At 63.5% G+C, this 10,346-nt stretch carries 9 protein-coding genes; 4 read left to right on the forward strand and 5 right to left on the reverse strand.

Annotated elements, in window-relative coordinates:
* The first annotated feature begins 161 nt into the window (after positions 1 to 161).
* A complete protein-coding gene (locus JQ629_RS29965; protein WP_212415669.1) occupies positions 162 to 773 on the forward strand; it encodes a glutathione S-transferase family protein in 612 nt (203 codons plus the stop codon).
* Between the two features lie 137 nt (positions 774 to 910).
* On the opposite strand, the gene JQ629_RS29970 is transcribed toward JQ629_RS29965, so the two are convergent.
* Genes JQ629_RS29970 through JQ629_RS29980 form a run of 3 tightly spaced genes read right to left on the reverse strand, consistent with a single transcriptional unit; the run spans position 911 to position 2,931 of the window.
* Complete coding sequence (locus JQ629_RS29970) at positions 911 to 1,408, reverse strand: TPM domain-containing protein (RefSeq protein WP_212415670.1); 498 nt, start codon at positions 1,406 to 1,408, stop codon at positions 911 to 913.
* Positions 1,409 to 2,299 (reverse strand): TPM domain-containing protein, encoded by an 891-nt coding sequence (locus JQ629_RS29975; RefSeq protein WP_212415671.1) that lies wholly within the window; start codon positions 2,297 to 2,299, stop codon positions 1,409 to 1,411.
* A gap of 20 nt (positions 2,300 to 2,319) precedes the next feature.
* Positions 2,320 to 2,931 carry a LemA family protein gene (locus tag JQ629_RS29980; protein ID WP_212415672.1) on the reverse strand — a complete coding sequence of 204 codons (612 nt, stop codon included), beginning with the start codon at positions 2,929 to 2,931 and terminating at the stop codon, positions 2,320 to 2,322.
* Between the two features lie 199 nt (positions 2,932 to 3,130).
* On the opposite strand from JQ629_RS29980, the gene JQ629_RS29985 reads away from it, so the two are divergent.
* Genes JQ629_RS29985 through JQ629_RS29995 form a run of 3 tightly spaced genes read left to right on the forward strand, consistent with a single transcriptional unit; the run spans position 3,131 to position 6,341 of the window.
* Positions 3,131 to 3,982 (forward strand): enoyl-CoA hydratase, encoded by an 852-nt coding sequence (locus JQ629_RS29985; protein ID WP_212391412.1) that lies wholly within the window; start codon positions 3,131 to 3,133, stop codon positions 3,980 to 3,982.
* 4 nt (positions 3,983 to 3,986) lie between these two features.
* Entirely contained in the window at positions 3,987 to 5,132 is a 1,146-nt protein-coding gene (locus tag JQ629_RS29990) for an acyl-CoA dehydrogenase family protein (protein ID WP_212415673.1), read from the forward strand.
* Positions 5,133 to 5,144: 12 nt separating this feature from the next.
* Positions 5,145 to 6,341: an acyl-CoA dehydrogenase family protein gene (locus JQ629_RS29995; protein WP_212415674.1), complete on the forward strand. Its 1,197-nt coding sequence runs from the start codon at positions 5,145 to 5,147 to the stop codon at positions 6,339 to 6,341.
* Between the two features lie 92 nt (positions 6,342 to 6,433).
* Here the strand turns inward: JQ629_RS29995 and JQ629_RS30000 are convergent, their stop codons facing one another.
* On the reverse strand, positions 6,434 to 7,306 hold the full coding sequence (locus JQ629_RS30000) for a division plane positioning ATPase MipZ (RefSeq protein WP_212415675.1): 873 nt from the start codon (positions 7,304 to 7,306) through the stop codon (positions 6,434 to 6,436).
* A gap of 224 nt (positions 7,307 to 7,530) precedes the next feature.
* Positions 7,531 to 9,852, reverse strand: coding sequence for a xanthine dehydrogenase family protein molybdopterin-binding subunit (locus JQ629_RS30005; RefSeq protein WP_212415676.1), 2,322 nt, complete (start codon positions 9,850 to 9,852; stop codon positions 7,531 to 7,533).
* Between the last annotated feature and the right edge of the window lie 494 nt (positions 9,853 to 10,346).

Genomic DNA, 10,346 nt, shown 5'->3' on the forward strand with positions numbered 1-10,346 from the left:
AATTGCGCCATCCGGAATTATTCCCCCCGCGCGAATGTTGACGTGATGCAAAACCACACTTGCTGACCTTCGGCTGCGCCCCATCCATTTGACAAAATTTATGGCGGCCTGTTCAACAACAGCAACAACGACGCCTCCAAGAGGCATGGGGAGAGAGCACCATGAAACTTTACGACTCGGTCGGACCGAATCCGCGCATTGTCCGCCTGTTCATGGCGGAGAAGGGCATCGAGATGCCGAAGCAGACGGTCGACCTGCGCAAGGGCGAAAACCGCGAGGCCGAGCACCTGAAGCGTAACCCGCACGGCCAGATGCCGGCACTTGAACTCGACAATGGCAGCTATCTCTCGGAAGTCATCCCAATCTGCGAATATCTCGAGGAGAAGAACCCGACGCCTGCGATGATCGGGACGACGCCGGAAGAGCGCGCCGAATGCCGGATGTGGACGCGCCGCGTCGATCTCAACATCTGCGAGCATCTCGCCAATGGCTTTCGCTTCGGCGAGGGTCTGAAGTTTTTCGAAAAACGCATCCTCTGCGCGCCCGAAGCCTCGCCCGGCCTGAAGATGATCGCGGCCAACCGCCTGCAATGGCTCGACGGCCAGATGGCGGGGAAGGATTACATCTGCGGCAAGCGCTTCACGATGGCCGACGTCCTGCTTTATTGCTGGCTCGATTTCGGCGGCACGGTCGGCCAGCCGCTGGATCAGAGCAACGGCAATATTGTGGCGTGGATGGCGCGGGTTGCGGAGCGGCCGTCGGTGAAGGCGTAGAGGTTCAACACGCACCGTCATTCCGGGGCGCGCGCAGCGCGAGCCCGGAATCCATTGACCTCCACACGCTGCCGCCCAATGGATTCCGGGTTCGATGCTGCGCATCGCCCCGGAATGACGATCGCTAATAGCGAAGTCTAAATCACCACTGGCTTATCCGGCAGCTCATTCATCCCGCCGCCCTGCGGAAAATGCACTGCCAGTTGCCTCGACACGGCCTCGATCCCCTTGATCACGCCGCGTTCGAAATGTCCCGCCCGAAATTCCGTTTCCATCTCGACGCAGATTTTCTCCCAGCCGGCGGTGCCGACGTGTGCGTGGATGCCGCGGTCGGCGACGATTTCGACGTCGCGGTCGGCCAGCAGGAGATAGATCAGCACGCCATTGTTGTGCGCGGTGTCCCAGATCCGCAGTTGCGAGAAAATGTCGAGCGCGCGTTCGCGCGCCGGCTGGTTCCGGAACAATGGCGCGCCGTCGAGCGCGCCTTCCACCACGAAGCGGACCTGGCCGGAATGCGTGGCCTCACCCGCCTTGATCGCTGCCTCGATCGCGGCCAGCACCTTCGGCGGAAAGTCGCGTCGCTCCCGCCAGCGGTGTTGCAGCAGATGCCTGCCGATGCGTTTGATATCTGCCATCTACCAGCTCCCCGACGCGCCGCCGCCGCCGAAACTGCCACCCCCGCCGCCGCTATCGCTCGAGCTGCTGCTCGAACTGCCTCCGGACCATGAGCCGCCGCTGCTGCCGCCGGACCAGCCGCCGCTTCCACTGCTCCCCGGCGACGACGACACAATGGAGTCGCTGAACAGCACGAAAAACACTGCGATCAGCCCTGCGAATATGGCTGCGGCCAGCGAGCCGAACAGGAACCAGGCGATCAGCGTCACCACGCCGCCGCCGACGCCCGCGCCGACCAGCCGGCCGAGCATGGTCCGCATCAACCCACCGAACAGGAACACCGGGATCAGGAGAAACGGATTGAACATGGCATCGACGTCGAACAGCCCTGACTGATGTTGCCAATGCGGCGGCTCCGGCTCCGGCAGTTTCTCACCGTCGATGATCCGGATCATCTTGTTGAGGCCGGCCGAGACGCCGCCGGCGAAATCGCCGGACTTGAATTTCGGCGTGATCTCCTCGTCGATGATGCGCTTGGTGGTGACGTCGGTCAGCGCGCCTTCGAGGCCATAGCCGACCTCGATGCGAAGATGACGATCGTTCTTGGCGATGACGAGCACGGCGCCGTCGTCGATCTTCTTGCGGCCGATCTTCCAGGCTTCCGCCACCCGAAGTGAAAACTGCTCGATCGCCTCGCCGTCCGTCGTCGGCACAACCAGCACGGCGATCTGGCTGCCCTTTCGCGCCTCGAAACTTCGGATGGTCTGGTTAAGCGAAGCGATATCGCCGCTGGTGAGCGTCCCGGTCGGATCGACCACGCGCCCGACGAGCGGCGGCACCGCGACGACGGCCAGGGCTGAAGCAGCCCAGAACACGAGCAGCGCAAGAATGGAAACTCTTGCAGCGTTCATTGCGATTGATCTTTGATCCGCTACTTCGCGGGCGCGGCTGGTGCCGGATTGAAATCCACCTTCGGCGCCGTGGATATTTCCTTCTCGTTCTCGACCGCGAAGTTTGGCTTTTCCTTGTAGCCGAACATCATCGCCGTCATGTTGTTCGGGAAGGTGCGGATACCGACATTGTAGTCCTGCACCGCCTTGATGTAGCGGTTGCGCGCCACGGTAATGCGGTTCTCGGTGCCTTCGAGCTGCGCCATCAAATCCTTGAACAGTGCGTCGGATTTCAGCTGCGGATAGTTTTCGGTCACGACCAACAGGCGCGACAGCGCGCTGGAGAGTTCACCCTGGGCGGCCGTGAACTTCTGGAACGCGGCGGGATCGTTCAGCACCTCGGGTGTGGCCTGGATGCTGCCGACCTTGGCGCGGGCGTTGGTGACCCCGAGCAGCACGTCCTTTTCCTGCTGCGCAAAGCCCTTCACCGAGTTGACGAGATTGGGCACGAGATCAGCGCGCCGTTGGTACTGGTTCACCACTTCCGACCAACCCGCCTTGACCTGTTCGTCGGTGGTCTGGATGGCGTTGTAGCCGCAATTGGTCAGGCTCAGCGTCGCCAGCGCCGCCAGAACGGTCCATAATTTGCGCATAAAACACTCCCGGTATTATTTCGTGTCACGGTATCAGAATGTCGTGCTTTCACACAATCATTCCGGGGCTGGACCTAATGGCCCATCCCGGAATGACGGCGGTGATTGAATGAACTTCGGGCCGCTTTCGTTCCGATGGCTCTTGCCTATCGTCGGCTGAAATAGTCACATGGCCGCATAATAATAACCTGGAGGGCCCATGACCGCATTCGAAACCATCGTCGTGGAGCGGCCGGAGCCGCGCATCGCGCGGATCGTGATGAACCGGCCCGAGGCGCGCAACGCGCAGAACCTGCAAATGACCTACGACCTCAACGCCGCCTTCGATGCGGCCGTGCAGGACGACGCGGTCAAGGTCATCATCCTCGCAGGAAGCGGCCCGCATTTTTCCGCAGGCCACGATCTGCGGCCGGGCAGCAAAAACGAAGCCGGGGTGGATTTTCCGCCGGTCGGAAATTGGGGCGGCTTTGCCGAACCCAACGCCCATGGCCGCTTTGCCCGCGAGCAGGAGATCTATCTGCAGATCACGCGGCGCTGGCGCAACCTGGCCAAGCCGACCATTGCGGAAGTGCACGGCAAATGCATCGCCGGCGGCCTGATGCTGGCCTGGGCCTGCGACATGATCGTCGCCAGCGCCGATGCCGAGTTCTGCGATCCCGTGGTCACCATGGGCGTGTGCGGCGTCGAATGGTTCGTGCATCCCTGGGAACTCGGCCCGCGCAAGGCCAAGGAATTGCTGTTCACGGCGGACACCTGGAGCGCGGACGAGGCGCACCGGCTCGGCATGGTCAACCACGTCGTGCCGCGCGCGGAGCTTTCCTCGTTCGTGATGGCGCTGGCGCAGAAGATCGCGGCGAAGCCATCGTTCGCGCTGAAGCTGACCAAGGAGGCCGTCAACCGCTCGGTCGACGTAATGGGGCAGCCCGCGGCGATCGACCAGGCGTTCGCGCTGCATCAGCTCTGCCATGCGCATAATCTTCAGGAATTCGGAATGGTGGTGGACCCCGCGGGGCTTCATCCTTCCGTCAGGAAGCAGGCATCGGTGAAGTAGAGCTATGGACCTTACATTGAGCGATGAGCAGCGGTTGCTGCGAGAGAGTGCCGAACGTTTTGTGGCCGGAACTTATAACGCCGAGCATCGCCGCCGGATGGCGAGCGAACCGCTCGGCTTCAGCGCCGAAATCTGGAAGCAGTTCGCCGAGCTCGGCTGGCTGGCGTTGCCGATCGCCGAGGAGCATGGCGGGCTCGGCGGCGGCGCGGTCGAGATCGGCATCCTGATGGAAGCCTTTGGGCGGGGACTGGTGTCCGAACCCTATCTCTCGACGGTGGTGATTGGCGCGGGGCTGATCGGTGCATGCGGCAGCGAGGCGCAGAAGCAGGCGTTGCTGCCCAAGGTGGCGGACGGTTCGCTCTATCTGGCGTTCGCGCATTCGGAACGCGCGGCGCGGTTCGATCTGGCTGAGGTTGCGACCAAGGCGTGGAAGACGGCAGAGGGATGGCGCCTCGACGGCCGCAAGACCGCGGTGCTCGACGGCAATGCCGCCGGGCAGATCATTGTTTCGGCGCAGGTCGCCGACGACAATGGGGTGGGAGAGCTCGGCCTGTTCTTGGTGCCGGCGGAGGCGGCTGGTCTCACCAAGCGCGATTTCCCGCGACTCGGCGGCGGCCGCGCATGCAACCTCGAACTTCGCGGCGTCCACGTGGGCGCCGACGCCGTGCTCGGCGACGGCAGCGATGCGCTGCCTGTTATCGAGGCCGTGGTCGACCGCGCAATGGCCGCGCTCGGCGCGGAAGCCGTCGGCATCATGCAGACGCTGCTGGATCAGACGCTCGAATACACCAAGATTCGAAAACAGTTCGGCCGGCCGCTGTCCGCCAATCAGGTGATCCGCCATCGGCTGGCCGACATGGCGATGAACTGCGACGAGGCCCGCTCGATGGCGCTGCGCGCCGCGCTGATGATCGATGCCGAACCTATCGCGCGCGGCCGCGCTGCCTCGGGCGCCAAGGCCAAGATCGGCAAATGCGCCCGCTTCGTCGCCGAACAATCCGTGCAGCTGCACGGCGCGATGGGCGTCACCGAAGAGCTCGACATCGGTTCCTACTTCAAGCGGCTGCTCGCCTTCGACACGTTGTTCGGCGGCAGCGCCCATCATTATCGCCGCCACGCCGCCCTCGGCGGCCGAACCATTCAAGCCTAGCGGGAGCGCCACATGGATCTCACCTTCAGCGCCGAGGAGCGCGCCTTCGAACAGGAAGTCCGCGACTTCATCGCGCAGAATCTGCCGGCGGAAATGAAGCACGCGCAGTCGCTGACCCCATCGGTGTTTTCCGATCCGGATATCGGGATCGCCTGGCAGAAGGCGCTGCATGCCAAGGGCTGGGGCGCGCCGGGATGGCCGGTCGAGCATGGCGGGCCGGACTGGACCCCGGCGCAGCGCTGGATTTTTGAAGCCGAATGCGCGCGTGCCGGGGCGCCGAATGTCAATGTGATGGGCGTCAAGATGGTCGGCCCCGTCATCATCGGCTTCGGCTCGCCGGAGCAGCAGAATTTTTACCTGCCGCGGATTCGCTCCGGCGAGGATTACTGGTGCCAGGGCTATTCCGAGCCCGGCTCCGGCTCCGATCTCGCCTCGCTGAAGACGCGCGCGGTGCGCGACGGCGACGACTACATCATCAACGGCACCAAGATCTGGACCACGCATGCGCATCACGCCAACCGCATGTTCGCGCTGGTGCGCACCAATGAGACCGAGCGGCAGCAGGACGGCATCTCCTTCATCCTGATCGACATGAAGAGCCCGGGCATCACGACAAGGCCGATCCTCACGATCGGCGGCGATCACGAAGTCAACCAGGTGTTCTTCGACGACGTCCGCGTGCCGGTCGCCAACCGGGTCGGTGAGGAAGGCAAGGGCTGGACTTACGGCAAATATTTGCTCGAATTCGAACGCGGCTCCGGCATCGCCTCGGCCAAGTTGCGCGAAGCGCTGAAGACGGTATCCGACCTCGCCGAATCCGAGGCCACCGGCCGCGCTATCGACGATCCCGATATTTCGATGCGGATGTCGGAGATCGAGGTCGATATCGACACGCTCGAGATGACCGAATTGCGGGTGCTGTCGGCGCTGCAGACCGGGCAGAATCCCGGCGCGGTATCGTCGCTGCTCAAGTTGCGCAACAGCGAAATTAGGCAAGCGGTGACGCGGCTCGGCGTCGAGGTGATCGGCCATGACGGGCTCTATGTCGAGCCGATGCGGCCGTTCTACAGGCTCAACGAGGCGCCAGGAATTCCCGAGGAGATGCTGCCGGTGGTGCCGGAGTATCTCAACAGTCGGGCGTACACGATCTTCGGCGGCTCGTCGGAGATCCAGCGCGATATTATCGCCAAGATGGTGCTGGGGCTTTGAATGTGCACCGTCGTTCCGGGATGGTGCGTTAGCACCAGACCCGGAACCTCGAGATTCCGGGTTCGCGCTGACGCGCGCCCCGGAATGACGACTTACGCCACCTCCTGCCGGCGGCCCACAATCTCGTGGGCCGTTGCGGCGTTGCCCAATCCGATCGCCGTGAGCAGCTTCAGCATCTCCAGCCGCGCGGTGACGTGCGACATGGTGGGGCGGCTGCCGAGCGTTATCTCGTCGAGATCATCGACCGCCGTCAGTCCACGCGGATAGAATTCGCGGAATATCACCCGTTCGGCCAACCCCTCGACGCAGCGGAAGTTCAGCCGCTGTGACAGCTGCTGGATGCTCTCGCCAACAAGGCGCTTGTTGCGCGAGCCGAGTGTCGAGAGCCGGTTGCGCAACACGATCCAGTCGGTGACGCCGAGATAGCGTACGCGGCGCCTGCCGCGCGCTTCCTCCACCATCTCCGCATAATGGCTGGTGCCGGTGACGCGGAAGGTTTCGGGATCGACGGTGCCGAGCACGTCGAGATCGACGAAGCTGTCGTTGAGCGGCGTGATCAAGGTGTCCGCCATCGCATGCGCGACATGCGTCAGATAATCGTCATGGCCGGGGGTGTCGATGATAACGACGCCATAGCGGCCGGCGAGTGTCTCGACGGTCTTCTCGAGCGCCCGGCAGCCGGCGGCCTGTTCATCAGCCGAGGGATAATCGAGCTGCTGGAAGCAGAAATGCTGGGGCATGCCGAGGTCGCGGCCGACATGCCGCGCCCAGGCGCGCCGGTTCTCGATGTGATGGGTGAGGCTTTTCTGCCTTGTGTCGAGATCGATGGTGGCAACCGGCTGGCCCGACTTGATCAGGGCGATCGCGATATGCATGGCGACGGTGGATTTTCCCGACCCGCCCTTCTCATTGCCGACGACGATCACACGAGCAGACAGCGCGCGCATCGCACCTTCAATCGACATCGGATCGCCCCCGAGAGTCTGATTACGTTCTTGCTTCTTGCAGGGCTCATTGGGCTTGATTCGACGGATTCCCGCAACGGTGCGGGCTGCTGATTTTTGAGGCGTGCTGCTTTGAGTCGCAGCTTGCGACAATCACCTGTCATTCCGGGGCGATGCGAAGCATCGAACCCGGAATCTCGAGATTCCGGGTTCGCGTCTTCGACGCGCCCCGGAATGACAACTAACTACCCCACCCTCGCATCCCTGATCGCCTGCCAGACCTTGGCCGGTGTCAGCGGGGTGTTGAGCTGCTTGATGCCGAGCTCGCTGAGCGCATCCATCACGCCGTTGGTGATACAGGGCGGGCCGCCGATGGCGCCGGATTCGCCGCAGCCCTTGGCGCCCAGCGGATTGGTGCGGCACGGTGCGGAATCATCCAGCGTCACCTCGATCGGCGGAATGTCGTCGGCGCGCGGCACGCAGTAATCCTGATAGCTCGCGGTCAGGAGCTGGCCTTCCTCGTTGTAGGACACGCCTTCATACAGCGCCTGCCCGATGCCCTGCGCGACGCCGCCATGCACCTGGCCGGTGACCAGCATCGGATTGACGGCGATGCCGACGTCGTCGACGGTGGTGTAGCGCACCACCTTGCTGACGCCGGTTTCGGGATCGATCTCGACCTCGCAGATATGCGTGCCGTTCGGCCAGCTCGGACCGTCGACTTCACCCTCGCTGTCGACGCTGAGCCGCGCGCCGTCTTCCTTCCTGGCGATCTCGAACAGGCTGATGCGCCTGTCGGTGCCGACCACGGTGAGGAAGCCGCCCTGATACTCGATATCCTCGACCGAGGTCTCCAGCACGCTGGAAGCTTTTTCGCGCGCCTTGTTGATCATGTCGTTGGTGGAAACCGCCACCGCCGTGCCGCCGACGAACAGCGAGCGCGACCCGACACTGCCGAAACCGGTCGCAAGATCAGTGTCGCCCTGCACGACGTCGATCTTGTCCATGGGAATGCCGAGCGTATCCGACACCATCTGGGTGTAGGTGGTCTGCAGCCCCTGCCCCATCGCCATGGTGCCGGAATGCAGGATGATGCGGCCCTCAGCCGTCGCGTGCAGTGAGACCTTTTCGGTGTGCGCGCGCCCGCCGGTCCATTCGATGTAGCTGGTGAGGCCGCGGCCGTAGAGCAGGCCCTTCTTCTTCGCGGCCTTCTTGCGCGCATTGAAGCCGTCCCAATCCGCAAGATCGGAGGCGCGTTGCATCATGTGCGCGAACGCGCCGGAATCGTACACCTGGCCGGCGGCGTTGGTGTAGGGCAGTTGCGCGGGCTTGATGTAATTGACCTTGCGGATGGCGCGCGGGTCCATCCCGATCTGGCGCGCGGCGGCGTCCATCAGCCGCTCGACGATGAACACGGCTTCCGGCCGGCCCGCGCCGCGATAGGCGCCAACCGGCGCGGTGTTGGTCATCACGGATTTGACTTCGAAATGCACCAGCGGAAGATCATAGACGCCGGTCTGCACGAACGGCCCCAGTACCAGCGGGATGATGTTGCCTGCGCCGCTGCTATACGCGCCGGTGCCGCCGATCGAACGCACGCGATAGGCCAGCACGCGGCCCTTGGCGTCGAGCGCGAATTCGCCGGTCGAGGTCAGGTCGCGGCCATGGGTGCCGCCGACGAATTCATCGGTGCGATCGCCGCGCCAGCGGATTTTCTTAGCCAGCTTGGTCGCGGCATAGGCCACCACGCCGTCTTCCGGATAAAGGCTGGTCTTCTGCCCAAAACCGCCGCCGATATCGCCGACCAGCACGCGCACGCTTTCCTTCGGCCGCTTCAAAATCGATTCGGCGAGCAAATCGCGGGTCGAGCCCGGCGTTTGCGATTGCACGTGCAGGATCAGCCGGCCGGATTTCTTCTCGATCTCGGCAATGGTCGAGCGCGGCTCCATCGCGGATGGAATCAGCCGCTGGCTGACCAGATCGAGCGACACGGTATGCGCGGCGCTGGCGAAGGCAGCTTCGACCTTGGCCGCGTCGCCATAGCTCATCGCGCCGACGATGTTATCGGGCGCCTCGGGCCATACCACAGGCGCGCCCGGCTTGACCGCCTCGACGGGATCGACCACCGACGGCAGCACTTCGTAGTCCACCACAATCGCTTCGGCCGCGTTCTGCGCCAGCACCCGCGAGGTCGCAACCACGGCCGCGACCGGCTCGCCGGCGAAGCGCACGAATTCATGCGCCAGCAGCCGGCGCGGCGGCACCGTCATCGGCGTGCCGTCCGGCCGCTTGAAGATCGAAAGCGTCGGGATGGTGCCGATATCGTCCCTGACCAGGTCGGCGCCGGTATAGATCGCTTCCACGCCCGGCAGATCCGCCGCGGCTTTGGTATCGATCGCGACGATTTTGGCGTGGGCATGGGGCGAGCGCAGCACGTGCAGCCACAGCGCGCCCTCCTCCGGCTTGTCGTCGATGAACTGCCCCTTCCCGGTGAGCAGTCTCTGGTCTTCCAAACGCTTGACCGGCTGGCCCGCACCAAAACGCATATTGCCGGGAAGAATGTTCAACAGTTGGTCCTTCGAGCTTCTTGGTAAAGTTGGATGGGTTCTAGCGGATAGATGGGGGGTGAGCCAACCCTACGGAAGCGCCTGGGAAATAGGCATTCTTCGTGCTCGATGTCGTCCCGGCCCTACGATCGTCGTCCCGGCCTTGAGCCGGGACCCATACTCCGCGGCGGTTGTTGTTGCAGAAGGTCTTTGACGCCGGTGTCTCTATCGATGGGCCGCGGCGTATGGGTCCCGGCCTTCGCCGGGACGACGAAAACATGCGCTCACGATCTCGCGGCACATTGCGCCCGAGTTTTGTCAGAAATTCCTTGCCCTCCAATCAGAGGGCGCAGGGAATGCCGGATGCGCGCTGCACCCGCGGTCTCATGTGCGAATTGTGCTAAGAAGCTGCACATGAGCATACAGGGCAGCGGAGAACATCCGACATTCCCTGCGCAATGGCTTTACGGCTTATAACGCGCTCTCCCCGGTGAGACGGCCTCTATTGCCACCGT

The sequence above is a fragment of the Bradyrhizobium sp. AUGA SZCCT0222 genome (assembly GCF_018130205.1).
Lineage (GTDB): Bacteria > Pseudomonadota > Alphaproteobacteria > Rhizobiales > Xanthobacteraceae > Bradyrhizobium.

What these genes read in the sequence shown, in the direction of transcription:
- JQ629_RS29975 (WP_212415671.1), bottom strand. Translation starts at nt 2,299, where the DNA reads ATGAACGCTGCAAGAGTTTCCATTCTTGCGCTGCTCGTGTTCTGGGCT.
- JQ629_RS29985 (WP_212391412.1), top strand. Translation starts at nt 3,131, where the DNA reads ATGACCGCATTCGAAACCATCGTCGTGGAGCGGCCGGAGCCGCGCATC.
- JQ629_RS29965 (WP_212415669.1), top strand. Translation starts at nt 162, where the DNA reads ATGAAACTTTACGACTCGGTCGGACCGAATCCGCGCATTGTCCGCCTG.
- JQ629_RS29990 (WP_212415673.1), top strand. Translation starts at nt 3,987, where the DNA reads ATGGACCTTACATTGAGCGATGAGCAGCGGTTGCTGCGAGAGAGTGCC.
- JQ629_RS29995 (WP_212415674.1), top strand. Translation starts at nt 5,145, where the DNA reads ATGGATCTCACCTTCAGCGCCGAGGAGCGCGCCTTCGAACAGGAAGTC.
- JQ629_RS29970 (WP_212415670.1), bottom strand. Translation starts at nt 1,408, where the DNA reads ATGGCAGATATCAAACGCATCGGCAGGCATCTGCTGCAACACCGCTGG.
- JQ629_RS29980 (WP_212415672.1), bottom strand. Translation starts at nt 2,931, where the DNA reads ATGCGCAAATTATGGACCGTTCTGGCGGCGCTGGCGACGCTGAGCCTG.
- JQ629_RS30000 (WP_212415675.1), bottom strand. Translation starts at nt 7,306, where the DNA reads ATGTCGATTGAAGGTGCGATGCGCGCGCTGTCTGCTCGTGTGATCGTC.